12 protein-coding genes are annotated in these 15,986 nt (G+C 63.4%); 8 read left to right on the top strand and 4 right to left on the bottom strand.

The annotated features are described in order from the left end of the window. Window positions 1–444: 444 nt before the first annotated feature. The gene (locus P0D80_RS16625) at window positions 445–1,251 is read right to left on the bottom strand and encodes a hypothetical protein (RefSeq protein ID WP_408285401.1); all 807 of its coding nucleotides are present in this window, start codon (window positions 1,249–1,251) and stop codon (window positions 445–447) included. Window positions 1,252–1,277: 26 nt separating this feature from the next. Further along, a complete protein-coding gene (locus P0D80_RS16620; RefSeq protein ID WP_408285399.1) occupies window positions 1,278–3,551 on the bottom strand; it encodes an alpha/beta hydrolase domain-containing protein in 2,274 nt (757 codons plus the stop codon). Between the two features lie 239 nt (window positions 3,552–3,790). On the opposite strand from P0D80_RS16620, the gene P0D80_RS16615 reads away from it, so the two are divergent. After that, window positions 3,791–4,456, top strand: a complete 666-nt coding sequence (locus P0D80_RS16615; RefSeq protein ID WP_132377597.1) for a GntR family transcriptional regulator — start codon at window positions 3,791–3,793, stop codon at window positions 4,454–4,456. Window positions 4,457–4,594: 138 nt separating this feature from the next. Beyond that, on the top strand, window positions 4,595–4,915 hold the full coding sequence (locus P0D80_RS16610; RefSeq protein WP_408285408.1) for a DUF1330 domain-containing protein: 321 nt from the start codon (window positions 4,595–4,597) through the stop codon (window positions 4,913–4,915). A gap of 11 nt (window positions 4,916–4,926) precedes the next feature. On the opposite strand, the gene P0D80_RS16605 is transcribed toward P0D80_RS16610, so the two are convergent. Beyond that, the gene (locus P0D80_RS16605; RefSeq protein ID WP_408285397.1) at window positions 4,927–6,486 is read right to left on the bottom strand and encodes a serine hydrolase; all 1,560 of its coding nucleotides are present in this window, start codon (window positions 6,484–6,486) and stop codon (window positions 4,927–4,929) included. 257 nt (window positions 6,487–6,743) lie between these two features. On the opposite strand from P0D80_RS16605, the gene P0D80_RS16600 reads away from it, so the two are divergent. The 3 genes from P0D80_RS16600 to P0D80_RS16590 all read left to right on the top strand — a co-directional run bounded on the left by P0D80_RS16600 (window position 6,744) and on the right by P0D80_RS16590 (window position 11,436). Next, the gene (locus tag P0D80_RS16600) at window positions 6,744–7,646 is read left to right on the top strand and encodes a LysR family transcriptional regulator (protein WP_408285395.1); all 903 of its coding nucleotides are present in this window, start codon (window positions 6,744–6,746) and stop codon (window positions 7,644–7,646) included. A 191-nt stretch (window positions 7,647–7,837) separates the two neighbouring features. Further along, window positions 7,838–9,787 (top strand): aconitase family protein, encoded by a 1,950-nt coding sequence (locus P0D80_RS16595; RefSeq protein WP_408285393.1) that lies wholly within the window; start codon window positions 7,838–7,840, stop codon window positions 9,785–9,787. A gap of 182 nt (window positions 9,788–9,969) precedes the next feature. Continuing rightward, window positions 9,970–11,436, top strand: coding sequence for an MFS transporter (locus P0D80_RS16590; protein WP_408285390.1), 1,467 nt, complete (start codon window positions 9,970–9,972; stop codon window positions 11,434–11,436). An 80-nt stretch (window positions 11,437–11,516) separates the two neighbouring features. On the opposite strand, the gene P0D80_RS16585 is transcribed toward P0D80_RS16590, so the two are convergent. Further along, window positions 11,517–12,584: an alkene reductase gene (locus P0D80_RS16585; RefSeq protein WP_408178215.1), complete on the bottom strand. Its 1,068-nt coding sequence runs from the start codon at window positions 12,582–12,584 to the stop codon at window positions 11,517–11,519. A gap of 365 nt (window positions 12,585–12,949) precedes the next feature. On the opposite strand from P0D80_RS16585, the gene P0D80_RS16580 reads away from it, so the two are divergent. The 3 genes from P0D80_RS16580 (at window position 12,950) to P0D80_RS16570 (ending at window position 15,953) form a co-directional block, all read left to right on the top strand. Then, complete coding sequence (locus tag P0D80_RS16580) at window positions 12,950–13,399, top strand: Rrf2 family transcriptional regulator (RefSeq protein ID WP_408285387.1); 450 nt, start codon at window positions 12,950–12,952, stop codon at window positions 13,397–13,399. 288 nt (window positions 13,400–13,687) lie between these two features. Then, a complete protein-coding gene (locus P0D80_RS16575) occupies window positions 13,688–13,813 on the top strand; it encodes a hypothetical protein (protein WP_408285384.1) in 126 nt (41 codons plus the stop codon). Window positions 13,814–14,354: 541 nt separating this feature from the next. Beyond that, window positions 14,355–15,953 (top strand): FAD-dependent monooxygenase, encoded by a 1,599-nt coding sequence (locus P0D80_RS16570; protein ID WP_408285382.1) that lies wholly within the window; start codon window positions 14,355–14,357, stop codon window positions 15,951–15,953. Window positions 15,954–15,986 lie beyond the last annotated feature (33 nt).

Genomic DNA, 15,986 nt, shown 5'->3' with positions numbered 1-15,986 from the left:
CGACTTGTAGTCCGCGCCGGACGCACGGTCCGCGGACGTGTTCGCGCTCGAACCCGGCGCGACGGTGGTCGTGGATTGCTTGACCTCGCAGCCGGCGAGCGTGCCGGCCGGAACCAGCGCGATAGCCGTGCGTAAAAAGCCGCGGCGAGAGCTAATAGGGGATGAGGGCATGTTGTTCTAGTCACCAGATTGGAGCGCGCCATTGCGTTCCGGGCAGTCATCGGATTGCCGGCGGGATGATAAATGGAACCGGTTCCAAAGTCTTTTATCTTTTTTACAACAAGTTGTTTCGTGGAGTGATGAAATGCCGTGTGTCTAAAAAAAGATGTTTTAAATCAAAGGTATTTTTTGGCGTCAGGCAGGGTGAGGACGGGATCGTCGGCGCCGACCGGAGTGATGTGAAAAAGCGACGTGGTCGGGCATGTTGCGCCAGCAAGGACCCAATTAACGCGGGAAATAGATCGCGACAAACCCAGGATTCTGACTTGTCGCGCCGCTCACCGGAATGCCCTGTTCGACCAGCACGGTCTGCTGTGTGGCGTTGTGGTAAATCTTCAACCGGATGGTCTGTGGATTGGCGGGCTGGCTGCTGTCGAGGTAGCCGGCATCGGACAATAACGAGGCAGCCTGCGCCGCGGTGAAGCTCTGGTTGACTGTCGTGACGGTAGTGGACGGATTGCCGTCGAACACGTTGTCGGAGAAGCTGCCGTCCGCGTTGACCGTCAACGTGGACGACGGCGACGGCGCGCCCTCGGCCTTGGCCCCGCAGTTTTCCCAGCCGTCGAACACGGCGCTGCTCGCGCCGAGCGTCGTCCAGTTCGCGGACGGCGTGGCCGACACAGTCCAGCTATTGTCCAGCAGCGCGGCCACGCTCTTGATATTGACGCCCGCATTGACCCCGGTCACCGTGCCGATGCTGTTCGTGGGCGCCGAAACGCATGCCGTGCCGGCGCCCGTCACGTTGGTGGCCAGATGCGTCGACACGAGCGTATTGTTCCCCGCCGTCAGCAGCGGCGCGGCGACAGGGCTCACGAGCATTGCATTGGCGGTCGTGGTCGCCGCGATGAGCGACAACGAAACCGCCCCGACACTGCCGAGCGTCGTGCTGTTCTGATAGACCGAGGCATTCGAAGACGGAGCGGGCGGTGCGCTGCCGCCGCTGCCACCGCCTCCGCCTCCGCCGCCCCCTCCACATGCGGCAAGCAGCGCGGCGGCGAACGCGGCGGCGGTGCATCCTGCTCTGTGCATCATGTCGTTCGCCCCCGGTGCGTTGCGTTTCAAGGTTGCGGCAGCAAAGTCGCGGATACGGCGCTCGCGTTTGCGATGAAGACGTTGGTGGCGTCGTCCTGCAACAGATAGCCCTGGCTGACCAACGCGTTCGCCGCAGCCGCGACTGCGGTCTGATATTTCGACCGGCTGCCGCCATAAAGTGTGGCAAGCGTGGTGCGCGTATCGGTGCCGCCGGCCTGCGCGGCGGCGCTCACCGCGAACGGAATCGCAGCGCCGTTCGAAATGCAGCCGTCGCCGATCGCGTGCCCCGCGCCGCGATAGTTCCAGCCGGTGTAGGTGGCGAGCGGGGCGGCGACGTCGGGCACCAGCACGCCGGACGTTTCGTTGCCGTTGGCATCCACTTTCGGCACGAGAATCGTGTACGCCTGTGCCGTGTTCACCACGGGAACCGCGTTGCTATAGTCGGTCACGAACAGCTGGTTGTACTCGCCATTGAAGGTCAATTGCACAGACGTGGGCGTCGCGGCCGCACCGCTTGGCACCATTACGTTGGTGAGCGACGGGAAGCCCAGCGCGGTCTGAGTCGGCGCGACCAGCGTGCCCGCGGCGACCGTCGGATATTGCGAGGCGGGCGGCGGCGTGCCCTTGCCGACCCAGTTGACGAGCGCCGGAATCAGCGCGCGTTCGACCGGCGTTTCTTCGACCGGCGAGCCCGGCAACTGGCATTGGCTGCCCGCGGCCGGAACTGTCATGTTGCCGGTCGTTACGCCATTGCCGCCGCCGTGCTGCGTGCCCGCCACCAGGTAGTAGCGCACGTTCGCCGGCAACTGGATGTCATTGCCGCGTCCGTCGGTCACGACCAGCGACGCCGCGCCGCCCCACCATTCGAACGCGCCGTCGAGCTGCATGATCTTCGGACAGGTGTTGGTGGCCGTGCACTGCTTCAGGATGCCGTCAGTGGCGCCGCTCACCGGGTCGGTAGTCGTCGCGTAAGTGAACGGGAACTGGAAGCCCGGCATGAAGTGATCTTCATGCTGCTTCGACCAGCGGCCGGGTTGCGCGAACGCGGCATTGGTCCACGTGCGGCGAGCCGCCGAGATGATCGGGAACATGCCGTCGAACACGATCTTGCCGTTCTTGTCGGCGTTGAAGCCCTCGTACAGAAAGTCCTTCATGAAGCGGCCCGACTGCGAAATCCCTTCGCCGATCGCGATATCGAAGTTCGTGCTGGTCGAGCATGTCGACGCGACGCATCCCGCGTTCTTCAGATCGTTGAGCGGATTGGCGACGCCTTGCGCATCGGCCGCGTCGTAGCGCAGGAACGACACCAGATCGCGCAAGGCGGCGAAGCTGATGCCGTCGACGGTCGGCGCGGCGGCCTGATAGACGAAGCTGTAAATGGTCCCGGCGTCAGGCGCAACCTGCGTGCCGTTCGGGCCCGGCACGGTCGCGGGCGGCGTAAAGGTGACGGAATAATTGCCTTCGTAGACATTGTTCGGCGTACTGACGTAGCTCCATGTCGTCACCGGCTGGGAAGGCGCGGTATAGGTTTCGAGGCCGCCCGGAATGCTGCCGTATGCCGTGAGCCACGACTGGCGCGCGGTGAAGGTGACCGAGCTCTTGTCGGACAGATTGGCCGGCGGGTAAGTCAGCGGAATGGTGGTAGGCGGGCCGCCCGCATAGTCCGGGATGAATTCCTCGCGGCTCAAGCCGGTCATCGGCGTGCCGTCCTTGTTGGTCGCCACGGGGAAGCTGGCGCCGAGCAGGCCCGCGCCGGCGGTGCTGCTGTTGCCGGTGACCGGAACGTCGCCTTGCCAGCCGCTCCACAGGATCGTATAGCCGTTACGCAGCAGCGACGGGAAGCTGGACGAGGGCGCCGCGCCGGTATCGAGCGCGCCGCCGCCCACGAACGACGCCGCGCCGATCTTGCTGCCGCGATTCACGACGTCATAGAACAGCACGCGCTTGGCGGCCGCCGCGCTTTGCGGGCGCAGGATCACCACGTCGGTCGTATAGGCGACGTAACCGTCGCTGCCGACCGGCGCGTTCTTGATGTTCACGATGCCCGCATTGAGCGGATTGTTCGGATCGAGTTCGCCGTGCACGACCGCGGTGATCACCTGGTAGGGACCCGCCGCGCCGGCCGGCGTCGCGCCGCCGAACGCCGGTGCGCTCGACAGGATCTGGAAGCTCTGGATAAAGCCAGCGCCCTTCGCCGTGACGGGCGGCGACGACGGCGACACGTTGTCGTGCCCGCATCCACCGAGCAACGCGATTCCGACACCGACTCCCAGCGATACAGCTAGCGACTGCACCTTCATGGTCAGGCCTCCGAACACGGTCAGGGAAAAGGAGTGTGCGTATGGAACGGACGGACCGTCATCGGGCGAAAACCGCCGATATGCCCAAAAGGCCTGTCAATATTTTGTAAGGGTCTATATTTATATTTATAACGTTCGTAGATATTTATAATTCGCCCGACACCGTTCTCAACTATCGTTTACGCGTACAGTGGCAGCATGCTCGTTGTGGTCAACTCGATTCCGTGTGGAGTCCAAACATGACAAACAAGCTCACGCTCGCAGACCGGCTGCGGGAATCCATCGAGGAAGCCATTGCGACCGGCGATCTTCCGCCGGGCGCACGGCTGGATGAGGCGGAATTGATCGCGCGCTTCGAGGTGTCCAGAACACCCGTGCGCGAAGCGTTGCTGCAACTGGCCGCGGCCGGCATGGTGGAGATGCGGCCGCGGCACGGCGCCGTGGTCGCGAAGATCAGCCTGCACAGACTGATCGAGATGTTCGAGGTGATGGCCGAGCTCGAGGCGATGTGCAGCCGCCTTGCCGCGCGGCGCATGAGCGCGCAGGAGTTGCAGGCGCTGCGCGAGGCGCATGTCGCGTGTCAGAAAGCGCGCGACGGCGGCAGCCCGGACGAGTATTACCACCTGAACGAGCGCTTTCACTGCCTGATCTATCACGGCAGCCACAACGGTTTTCTGCATGACCAGGCGAAGGCGCTCCACAAACTGCTGCGTCCGTACCGGCGTTTGCAGTTGCGCGTCAAGGGGCGTGTCGCCGCCTCGTTCGACGAACATCAGGCGGTCGTGGATGCGCTCGAAGCGGGCGACGGCGAAGCCGCCGCCGCCGCGTTGAGAGGGCACATTCTGGTGCAGGGCGAGCGCTTCGGCGACCTGATTGCCGCGCTCGCGCAAGTCAGCGCGGAATAGCGGCGGGGCGTGGCGGCCTCGGGCACGAAGGCGGGTGTTCTTTTACCTCACAGGTAATCGACGCGCGTCATGCCCGAGGCGACCATGAGTGGCATGCAAGTTTTCGATCCGCATCCACTCATTGCCAGGAGCCACACCATGACCGCCTACGCGATTGCCCATCTGCACGACGTCGAACTGGGCGACGACATCATCGAATATCTCGAGTGCATCGACGGCACGCTCGCGCCGTTCGACGGCCATTTCATCGTGCATGGCGCACGCCCGGAAATACTCGAAGGCGAATGGCACGGCGATCTGATCGCGATTGCGTTCCCCGATCTCGCCGCCGCGCGCGCCTGGTACGCATCGGACGCGTATCAGCGCATCCTGCCGTTGCGCACGCGGCATGCGCGCGGGCCGGTGATCCTGATCGACGGCGTGGACGAGCGGCACAAGGCGGCCGACATCCTGAGATGAACGCGGCGGCATCACCGCGTGAACGTCCCGAGTCCTTCCGCGTTGTAGTACTCGAGCGTCACCTGATTGCTCAGGAACGAGACTTTGGAAATCGTTCCCGGCGCGGCGTTTTCGTTGACGAGCATGAAGGTGAAGGTATCGCCGTCCCAGTGCGAAAGGGGCAGGCGCAAGGGCGTGCCGCCGATGGTCAGGAGCAGGGCGCCGTTCGCTGCCGATATCTGGATCGGCCCGTAATAGTCGTTGTTATAGGTGCCCGTATAGGTGGAGAGTGCCCGCGCGGGTAGCGGCGCTGCGGGCGGCTTCACGCCGACGAGCGAGCCGGCCGGTTTGTTGAGGTCCGCAAACGCCTCGCTATAAGCCGCAAACCAGTCACGCTGGATGGAGCCGAACTGCACGATATCGAAGAATTGCGCGGTGAGCGTTTCCGGCACGCCGAGCGGATAGCCGTTGGTGAGCGCAACGATCGCGCAGCCCGTCGAGGGCACCACCACGAAATTGGTCGCGGCGCCCGCGCCGAATGCGCCCGAATGACTGTATGACGCGCGCCCCGCCGCAGTGGTGCCGACGTTGAAACCGAAGCCATAGTAGGACGCGTTCTGGCCGTTGCCGGCCGGCTGAATCTGCGATTGCTGGCTGATCGCCGCGTTGAGCGCGGCGGCGTCGACGATGCGCGTGCCGTTGAACACGCCCTGGCCCAGCATCAGCGTCAGCCACTTCGCCATGTCGTTCGCGGAGGAACTCACGCCGCCCGCGGGCGCTTGCGCATCCGGCATCGAGCCCAGGCCGACGACCCATTGGCCGTTGCGCTGCACGTGCCCGGTGGCCCGATTCGCGCGCGCGATGAAATCAGCGTAGCGCGAACTCGTGCTCGTCATGCCGAGCGGCTGATAGAGCGTGCGATCCGAGAGCGTCGCCCAGTCGATTCCGGTGGCGGTGGCCACCGAGATCGCGCCCGCCGTCAGGCCGAAGTTCGTATAGGCGTACGAACGGCGAAACGGCGCCAGCGGCAGATAACGCAGATGTTCGAGGATGGTGGTCTGATCGTAGCCCATGTCTTCCAGCAGATCGCCAGCATGATCGGGCAAGCCGGAGCGATGCGCGTACATGTCGCCGACCGTGACTTGCGCGCTCACGGTCGGATCCGCCAGCGTGAACCACGGCAGATGCGCGCGCAACGGTGTATCCCAGGACACCGTGCCTATGCCGACCTGGTGCGCCACCACCATCGACCCGACCGGCTTCGACAGCGACGCGAGCTGGAACACCGTGTCGGCATCCACGGCGAGGCCCGAGCCGACCAGCCGCGTGCCGAAGCCTTTCGCATAGACCGTTCGCAGATTGCGCACCACGGCGACCGACATCCCGGGCACGCCGGTGCTGGCCATGAGGTTGTTGACGAGCGTGTCCAGTTGCGCGAGGGCGGCGTCGATCTGGGAATCAGGCACGGGGCCGTTTGGATTGGTGTTGCCGCCGCTGCCCGAATTGTTCAATTCGTTGGAACCGCCGCATGCGGTGACGGCCCCGCATAGCGCCGCGCCGAGAAAGCGCCGCCGTCCTTGCACTGAGGTCATGTCGTGTCTCCGGATAACTTCTTCTGGTTTGTTTGAATCCAGGCTCGTACAGCGGCCCTGACGGCTTGACGCGTCGCGTTGTTGCGTTGCGTAGTGTAGGCAGCAAAGAAGCGAATCGAAAGCTGGTTGCGGGAATGGCAGGCATTCTGGCCTGGAGAAGAGCGTTACACTTGCCCATCTTTTTGCGTAGATCCGTTCATCGTGGTGCCGGGTTCGCTGGCGAGTTCTTCGGCTTCACCGTGCATGAAGAAGCAACAATGGAAAACCTCCTCAAGAAACTCGACCTCACCTCGCTGCGCCTATTCATCGCCGTCTGCCAGGAGCGCAACATCGCGCGCGCGGCGGAGCGCGAGTTCATCGCATCGTCCGCCGTCAGCCGGCGCATCGCCGAGATCGAGGCGGTGATCGGCCTGCCCGTGATCCAGCGCCAGTCGCGCGGCATCACCGTAACGCCGGTCGGCGAGACCGTGCTGCGCTACGCGCTGGCGATCATCGGCAATATCGAACAGATGAGCGCGGAGCTGTCGCGCTTCTCGTCGGGCGCGAAAGGGCGCGTGCGGGTGGTGGCGAATCTGTCCTCGATCGTGCAGTTTCTGCCGGAAGACGTTGCTGCGTTCGGCCGCGCGTTCCCGGAAGTGTCGATCGAACTGGAAGAGGAAAACAGCGCCGACGTGCTGCGGATCGTCGGTGAGCACGCGGCGGACTTCGGCATCTGTAATCCGGTGGCCGGCAGCGAGGCGTTCGAACAGGTGCCGTACCGGCAGGATCGTCTCGCGGTGCTGGTGCCGGGCGGCCATCGACTCGCCGGCGCGTTGCGCGTGAGGTTCGGCGAACTGCTCGACGACAGCTTCGTCGGCTTGCGCAGCGAGAGCGCGCTGACGCAACTGCTCACGCAACAGGCGGCCGCTGCGGGGCGGCAACTCGACGTGAAGATTCGCGTCAGCAGTCTCGACGCGCTTTGCCGGATGGTGCATGCCGGGCTCGGCATCGCGATCGTGCCCGAGCAGGTCGGGCTGCTCTATGTGAATGCGCTCGACGTGAGCCTCCTGTCCTTGAGCGATGCGTGGGCGGTGCGCCGCCTCATCATGATCTTCAAGACGCGCAACCAGTTGAGTGCTAGCGCGGCGGCGCTGGTCGGGTTTCTCGGCAAGGGTGTTTGACGCGAGCAACGGCGGGCGAATCGGCAGAGGCATGTACGCGCCGGCTGTCATATGCCGGCGGCGACGCGTCAGCGCCCGGACCGCGTCGAGCCCGATCGCGCCGATCATCGCCAAACGAGAGGTCTGCGTTGCCGTACCGGCACTTCGGCATTGCCTGCGCGCGCCGTATAGTGAGCGCAAGGAGAATGCCCATGAGCGACACGATTCGTCTGGACGGCCGCGTGCTGTACCTGTCCCAGGACCCCGCGGTGATCGAGGCGCAGCTCGCCGGCGACAACTTCACGCGCGCCACGGCCGGTCCGTTGCGCGACAACGTCTCCACCGACGAGATCACGCCGGTCACCGTCATGCTCACGTACGACGAACGCCTCGGCCAGTATCCGTATGTCGGCTTCAAAGCCGGCGAGCGCATGCCGATCGGCCGCGATGCGGTGAAGAACGGCGGCTTCCAGGTGACGGTGGCGGGCAAGCGCTACGGCAAGGGTTCATCGCGCGAATCGAGTCCGTTGGCGGAACTCTCGGCCGGTATCCGGCTGATCGTCGCGGAGAGCTTCGAACGGATCTATCAGCAGAATTGCGACAACATCGGCATTCTCACCACCACTGACTTTTCCGTGCTCGATCGGTTGAGCGCGGGAGAAGCGGTGCCCATCGACGAATTTCTCAAAGGCCGCGACGCGCTCACGCAGCAGATCATCCGCAGCGGCGGCCTGCTCGCGTACAGCAAGTTCGCCGACTGGCCCGCGCCGAGCGTGGGCGATAACGCTAACGCGACGCAGGCCGCGGAGCCGAAGACGCTGGTCGAGAAGATCATCGAACGGCATCTGCATCCCGGCAGCGTGGGCGCGCAGCGCGGCGACGGCGTGTTCATTGCCGCGGATTGGCGCTTCAGCCACGATTACTTCACCGGCATGTGCGCGCACCTGATGCATCGCGCGTTCGGCAAGCCTGCGCCGCTGCATGCGCCGGATCACATCATCGCGTTCCAGGATCATCTGGTGCTCGCGTCGCAAAGCATTCCACACGTGCGCGACGGTTTGCTGCCGGGCGTCGCCAATCTGATGGAAGGGCATACGTCGTTCTCGCGCGACTATCCGGTGCGCTCGCACGGCGCGCTCGACAGCCTGCCGGGGTCCGAGGGCATCTGTCATGCGCTGATGGCCGAGCAATACGCGTTGCCGGGACAGGTGGCGTGCGGCACCGATTCGCATACGCCGCATTCGGGCGCGCTCGGCTGCCTCGCATTCGGTGCGGGCGCAACGGAAATCGCCAATAGCTGGGTGACGGGTTATGTGCGCTGCAAGGTGCCGGAGACCTTGCGCATCGAAATCAGCGGTCACTTGCGCGACGGCGTGACCGCGAAAGATGTGGTGTTGCATCTGCTACAGATGGACGCGATCCGTTCGGGTGACGCGATCGGCCTCGTGTTCGAATACGGCGGCGCGGCGGTGCGCGCGATGTCGATCGACGAGCGCGCGACCTTGACCAACATGGTCGCGGAACTGGGTGGGTTCACCGGCATCGTCGAGCCGGACGAACGCACGGTCGCATTTCTCAAAGAGCGGCGCGGCGTCGATTTCACGCTTGAAAACTGGATGAAAAGCGACGCGGGCGCTATTTATCGCGACACGATTTGTATCGACGCAAGCGCCATCGAACCGATGCTCGCGCGTCCCGGCGATCCCGGCAACGGCGTGCCGGCGCCGCAACTGGAGCAGGACGTCACGATCGATATCGCTTACGGTGGTTCGTGCACCGCGGGCAAGCGCGAAGACTTCGATTTCTATTACGAGGTGCTGCGCTGGGGTGTCGAACAAGGCATTCGTGTGCCCGAGGGCACGCGTCTGTTCCTGCAGTTCGGCACCATGGCCGTGCGCGCGTATTGCGAGGAACAGGGCTATTTGCCGGTCTTCGAACGCGCGGGCGTGACGCTCGTCATGCCGGGCTGCGGGTCGTGCGCGAATTGCGGACCGGGTCAATCGGCCGAGGCGAACGAGGTGACGATCAGTGCGATCAACCGTAATTTCCCGGGCCGTTCGGGGCCGGGCGATGTGTGGCTCGCGAGTCCGTACACGGTGGCGGCGAGCGCGCTGGCTGGAAAAATCACGACCTTCGAACAATTGAAGCGCGCACGCGGCTAGAATGCTGGCCGGACCTTGGGCCCGGCAGATCGTGGTGCGTGTGATGCGCAAAAGTACGAGAGGCCGGCACGAGACCGGCCCGGCGAGGCTTATTCTTTCGCCAGAATCATCGGCAACTATGTTGCATGGGACCGGAGTAAGCGCTAAAGCGCCAACTCTGGTCGACAAAGGAGACAGACAAGATGGCATCCCCAGATCACGCCGGCTCCGTCGCGAAGAAGAACGGCGGCGCGGCGCATTCCGATAGCGCGGCCAGTCGCACCGCTGCGGCCGCGCCGCTCGACGCCGGCAGCATTTCCGCGCGCCTCGACCGGCTGCCCGCCACGCGCTCCGTCTGGAAGCTGGTGGTGCTGCTGAGCCTCGGCTTCTTCTTCGAACTCTACGATCTGCTGTACTCCGGCTACGTCGCGCCGGGCCTCGTCAAAAGCGGTCTGCTGACGGCGACCACGCACGGCCTGTTCGGCTCGACCGGCGTCGCGAGTTTTATCGCGGCGCTGTTCAGCGGCCTCTTTATCGGCACGATCGCGTGTGGGTTTCTGGCGGATCGCTTCGGACGCCGCGCCGTGTTCACGTATTCGCTGCTGTGGTACACGGCGGCCAACGTCGTGATGGCGTTTCAGGAGTCGGCCACGGGTCTGAACTTCTGGCGCTTCGTGGCGGGGATCGGCATCGGCGTCGAACTGGTGACGATCGGCACGTATATCTCCGAACTGGTGCCCAAGCAGATTCGCGGCCGCGCGTTTGCCTGCGAGCAGGCGGTCGGCTTTACCGCGGTGCCCGTGGTGGCGTTTCTGTCGTATCTGCTGGTGCCACGCACGCTGCTCGGCCTCGACGGTTGGCGCTGGGTCGTGCTGATCGGCGCACATGGTGCGCTGTTCGTATGGTGGATCCGTCGCGCGTTGCCGGAGAGCCCGCGCTGGCTCGCGCAGCAAGGGCGTCTTGCCGAAGCCGATCGCGTGATGACCGAACTCGAAGCGAAAGTGCGCCGCGAGTATGGCCGCGAGTTGCCGCTGCCCGCGCCGCCGGCGCCGGTCGCGCCGCGCGGCAGCTTCCGCGATATGTGGGTGCCGCCGTACCGCAGCCGCACGCTGATGATGACGATCTTCAATATCTTCCAGACCGTGGGCTTCTATGGCTTCGCGAACTGGGTACCCACGCTGCTCATCAAGCAGGGCATTACGATCACCACCAGCCTGATGTATTCGAGCGTGATCGCGCTGGCCGCGCCAATCGGTCCGGTGATCGGCCTCTTTATCGGCGACCGCTTCGAGCGCAAGACGGTGATCGTGGTGATGGCGGGCGTGAATATCGTCTGCGGCCTGTGGTTCAGTCAGGCGGCGGGCGCGGTGTTGCTGGTCAGTCTCGGCGTGTGTCTGACGCTCGCGGGCAACATCATTTCGTATAGCTTCCATGCGTATCAGACGGAGCTTTTTCCGACCAGCATTCGAGCGCGCGCGGTGGGTTTTGTTTACTCGTGGAGCCGATTTTCCGCGATTTTCACAGCCTTTCTGATCGCAGCGGTGTTGAAGCACTTCGGCACTAGCGGCGTGTTCGTGTTCATCGCCGGGGCGATGCTGATCGTGATGCTGGCGATTGGATTGATGGGGCCGCGCACGAAGGGTATTGAACTGGAAAAGATATCTCAATAGCAAGGCAAACGCCTCTCACTCGGCGAGCTGCCATGTACCCGGGTCGATCCTTTATACCGGAAGCGCATCGCGCGTCTCTTTCACATAGCTTCATCTAGCAGCGGATAGTCGTTGTAGCCGGTTTCGTCGTCCGTGTAGATGGTTTCCGGATTGACCGCGTTGAGCGGCGCACCGCGTCGAAAGCGCTCCACCAGATCAGGGTTGGCGATAAAAGGACGACCAAACGCTGCCGCGTCCGCGTCGCCGCGTTCGATGGCCCGTTCCGCGCTCTCCCGCGTCAGCCCTTCATTGAGGATGTAGGCCCCTTTGAAGATGCGCCTCACGTCACGGCCGATGCGATCGTCGCCGCGATCCAGCGCCTCGCGCGCGAAAATGAAAGCGATGTGGCGCGCGTTGAGTTGCTCGGCGACATAAGTGAACAGCGCGCGCGGATCCGAGTCGTGCATCGAGTATGAACTCGACATCAGGTTCAGATGCACGCCGATGCGGTCCGCGGGCCAAACCGTGAGCAACGCATCGACTGCCTCCAGCAGGAAGCGCGCACGGTTCTCGACCGAGCCGCCATAACGGTCGGTCCGCAGGTTCGATCCGTCGTGCAGGAACTGATCGAACAGGTAACCATTTGCCGCGTGCAGTTCGACACCATCAAAACCAGCGCGTTGTGCGTTGGCGGCGCCAACCCGGAAATCCTCGACGATACCGGGAATTTCTTCGGTCTCCAGTGCGCGCGGTACGGTGTACGGACGCTGAGGCCGCACGCGGGTGACATGGCCTTCCGGCGCAACGGCGCTGGGGGCGACGGGAAGTTGGCCGTCGTGGTAGAGCGGGTCGGAAACTCGCCCGACGTGCCACAACTGGGAGACGATCAGGCCACCCGCATCGTGTACCGCTGAAGTCACCTCTTTCCAGCCGGCAATCTGCTTCTCGGACCAGATGCCCGGCGTGTTGGGATAGCCAACGCCCTGAGGCGTGACGGAAGTGGCTTCGGTAATGACGAGTCCTGCGCTCGCACGCAGTGCGTAGTGGTGCGCGTGGAGGACACCTGGACTGCGCTCAGCGAACGCGCGCATGCGTGTGAGCGGTGCCATGACAATGCGGTTCGACAACTTCAGCGCGCCAATCTGGATGGGATCGAAGAGTGTGGACATCTGCGGGCTTCTCATTTCGGTGTTGAAAGTAGCAAGGACGGATGCACCGTTTCCATTGGTTATGGAGCGTCGCAAGCCATACGTTTATCGGTACAGCGCATTCGATGTAACAATAGTTGTTACAACATAAACTATCCAGGCCATCAACACAAGTCTCTTCTCGTGACGAGGCGTCGTCGCTGGGACTCGAATGACGGGGGCAGGGTGTTTCGTCACGTCACTGGGACGATGCGTGTAGCCCGAAATCGTCCGTCTTTCTAAGGCGGGGAACGCGCTATGTCGCCGGGATTATCCGACGTGGCAGGATTGACTACCCATGCTGTAACGAATATAGTTACAACTAAACTGACTAACAGAGGCTTTCCATGAGCGCCAACAGCCGCTTGACCGTGGCGACCCATATCCTGGCGTGGATGGCGCTCGTCGCGCGGCGCAGTTCTGACCCGGTCACATCCGATCGCATCGCTGCGAGCGTCAACACCAATCCGGTGGTGATTCGTCGGACGCTTGGGTTGCTTGCGAAAGGCGGGCTTGTCGAGAGTTATCGCGGTGTCAATGCGGGATGGCGTCTGACGAGGAGTGCGGACGCAATCAGTTTGCTCGACGTCTTTGATGCGCTTGAAGAGGGTGCGCGCTTCGCGCTGCACCCTTCGAAACCGAGTCAGGCGTGCCCCGTTGGGCGAGGCATCGGGTCGACGCTGAGCCACGTCTATGATTCGATCGATAATGGCGTTCGAAAAACGCTTGCCACCACGACGATCGAAGCGGTACTCGCAGATACTCTCGCATCGCAACCATCGAAAAAACGTGGCTGAATCTGGGGCGGTTACGTGTGTCGGCTTCGACGTTCCATCCGCCAGTCATGCCTTGAGATGTCGCCCGATGGCTTGAATGGACGCAACGGCTATTTGCGCGTCCCGCAATCGACCCGTTCCAACGCCTTGCATCCCAGATGCAGACAGATGCGGCGTTTGCTCGATGTCAGGATGGTCAGCGGCACATCCGCTTTGACAGCAAAGCTCACGGCGTTCCCCATTCCCTGCGACCGGCAAAACGCGTCGGCTGCGGACGCACCGCAATTGGCCGCTTCGAAGCGCCGTTCCTTGAAAAGCATCAGCGCACAGAAGCTCACCGCACACGCCGGCGCCACATACCAGGCTGTGGACGTGGGATCGCCAGTTCACGATGTCGCCGCCGACGGCAAAGCCCTGACGATCGAGCGGCGCTGACGACGAGCGGCGCAATCACACCAATGCTGGCAAACGACGGGCACAGGCCGAGCGCGGCGGTTCCCAGAGCCGTCATCCAGCAGGTCCTCGTCATCACTGCGCGGCGTCCCACGCGGTCCGCGTAAGCGCCGATGATCATCGCGCCAACCGGTCGCATGAAAAAGCGACGCCGAATGTACCGGCAGCCCGTCACAAGCGATGCTGCGACAACGATTTTGAGAAGTTCGGGCGGATTGTCCGCGTTGCACGATCGGGCTACCGAGTGCGGCCAGCAATGGACATTCGACACTGCTACGTGAAATACGTGAAACGTCGAAAAATGCGCGCAAACAGTTGGATTCGGGACTACATTTCGACAGAAGCTGCAGAGCGACACTCCCGATATGCGTAAGCTGTTTGCACGAGCTGCCGTCGTTCGACGCTTGCGCGAACACGAGAGCGCCGCCTCTGTCACCCTGCGTATCTCGGCAATTTGTATAAGGAATCGATAGTCCGGCGTGACAGGCAGCCGTCCCGCCGCTCATCTTGAGGATTCGTTGACATGTCGAACGATGCTCCAGACATACTGATCGTCGGCGCCGGCCCGGTCGGTCTATTGCTCGCGACAGAGTTGCGACGCGACGGCGTCGATGTGCGCCTCGTCGACCGTATGCCCGCCCGGATTTTCTATTGCAAGGCGCTCGGAGTTACCCCACGCACCATCGAGATTTTCGAAGACATCGGCATCGCCCGACGCGCGATCGAAGCCGGCGTATGGCTCACCGGCGTTCAAACGTGGCAGGACGGTACGCATGTCCCCGCACGCAGTATGAGCATTCAGGGGCAAGGCCTGCCGTACGGCTCGCTGTCGCTCGCGCAGTTCGAAACGGAACGCCTGCTCGAGGCCGCACTCGCTGCGCAGGGCGGACGTGTGGAGTATGGCGTCGAGCTGGACGCTTTCGAAGAGCGCGAGGGTGCGGTCCACGCGCAACTCACCGATTCCAGCGGGCGAACGCACACCCTGCGTTGCCGTTGGCTCGTGGGCTGCGATGGCGCGCACAGCAAGGTTCGCTCGACGCTTGGTCTTGCGTTCGAAGGCGGTCAATACCCGCAAACATTCGCGCTCGCCGATCTCGACGTGGAATGGGACCTGCCCAGGGGACCCATGTATCGCTTCGACTGGAGCGCGGGGACACGCCCGAAAGCTTCGCTCGCGGCGGTTCCGGTTCGCGGCTCGGAGCAACGCTACCGGCTCTCGATCATCGTGCCTGAAGACAAGGCGGCGCTCGTCGATACTCCGTCGCCCGATTTCGATACGATGTGCGAGCTGCTCCTGCCGGCGTTACCGGATAACACGCGGGTGTCGTCGATGCGCTGGTCGTCGGTCTACCGGGTCAGCCATCGCATCGTGCCTGCCTATGCCCGGGGCCGCGTGTTCATTGCCGGCGACGCGGCGCATATCCATCCTCCGGTGGGCGGTCAGGGTATGAATACGGGGTTGCAGGATGCACACAATCTGGCGTGGAAGCTATCGCTCGCGGCGAGGGACCTCGCACAGCCTGAATTGCTCGAGAGCTATTCAGAAGAACGGCATCCCGTCGGGGTCGACGTCGTTCGATCGACGAGCGCGGCGCTGAATGCGGTGTTCGCTCGCGAGGCGGCGACACCGGCCATGCGCGAAACCCAGTTGCTCATCACGTATCGAGGCAGTCGCATCGTCGCCGACGAGTGTCCCGAGATGGACGCGACGTTACCCGCGCCCGGCGATCGTGTTCCCGAAGTGGGCGGCTTCCAGCAAAGGTTCGTCGGCCATGCGCAGCGCCTGCATGAATATGTCGGCCGCGGGCGGCATGTCCTGCTCGGCTATATCGATGCACCCGGCGCACAATATGATGCGTTCGTCGAGGGGTGCCCTGCGCTCGATGCCCTGCCTCGTGAGTTGGCGTCTGCGGTGTTGATCGCGGCACCGGGATGTGACGTGCCTGCCAATGAGCAGTTCACGGTGCTCACGGATGCGGCAAATGAATTCACTATCGCGTTTCGTGCCTCAGGCGGCACAGTGTGGGGCGTGCGGCCTGATGCGCATATCGGCTGGCGTAGCTGCGCGTGCTCGAAAGAGGCGGTGACAGGATGGTTACGGCGTTCGATACGGGTCGATTGATTTTTGAGGGGGGCGCGGGTGGAACCAGACGAA

The sequence above is a fragment of the Paraburkholderia sp. RL17-373-BIF-A genome (assembly GCF_046030175.1).
Taxonomy (GTDB): domain Bacteria; phylum Pseudomonadota; class Gammaproteobacteria; order Burkholderiales; family Burkholderiaceae; genus Paraburkholderia.
The sequence above is the reverse complement of the archived record's forward strand: the minus strand, read 5'-3'. Positions and strand labels throughout refer to the sequence as shown.

Excerpts from the sequence above, each read along its gene's own strand:
- P0D80_RS16610 (WP_408285408.1), top strand. The coding sequence starts at position 4,595 with ATGACCGCCTACGCGATTGCCCATCTGCACGACGTCGAACTGGGCGAC.
- P0D80_RS16585 (WP_408178215.1), bottom strand. The coding sequence starts at position 12,584 with ATGTCCACACTCTTCGATCCCATCCAGATTGGCGCGCTGAAGTTGTCG.
- P0D80_RS16595 (WP_408285393.1), top strand. The coding sequence starts at position 7,838 with ATGAGCGACACGATTCGTCTGGACGGCCGCGTGCTGTACCTGTCCCAG.
- P0D80_RS16605 (WP_408285397.1), bottom strand. The coding sequence starts at position 6,486 with ATGACCTCAGTGCAAGGACGGCGGCGCTTTCTCGGCGCGGCGCTATGC.
- P0D80_RS16625 (WP_408285401.1), bottom strand. The coding sequence starts at position 1,251 with ATGATGCACAGAGCAGGATGCACCGCCGCCGCGTTCGCCGCCGCGCTG.
- P0D80_RS16580 (WP_408285387.1), top strand. The coding sequence starts at position 12,950 with ATGAGCGCCAACAGCCGCTTGACCGTGGCGACCCATATCCTGGCGTGG.
- P0D80_RS16590 (WP_408285390.1), top strand. The coding sequence starts at position 9,970 with ATGGCATCCCCAGATCACGCCGGCTCCGTCGCGAAGAAGAACGGCGGC.
- P0D80_RS16615 (WP_132377597.1), top strand. The coding sequence starts at position 3,791 with ATGACAAACAAGCTCACGCTCGCAGACCGGCTGCGGGAATCCATCGAG.
- P0D80_RS16620 (WP_408285399.1), bottom strand. The coding sequence starts at position 3,551 with ATGAAGGTGCAGTCGCTAGCTGTATCGCTGGGAGTCGGTGTCGGAATC.
- P0D80_RS16570 (WP_408285382.1), top strand. The coding sequence starts at position 14,355 with ATGTCGAACGATGCTCCAGACATACTGATCGTCGGCGCCGGCCCGGTC.
- P0D80_RS16600 (WP_408285395.1), top strand. The coding sequence starts at position 6,744 with ATGGAAAACCTCCTCAAGAAACTCGACCTCACCTCGCTGCGCCTATTC.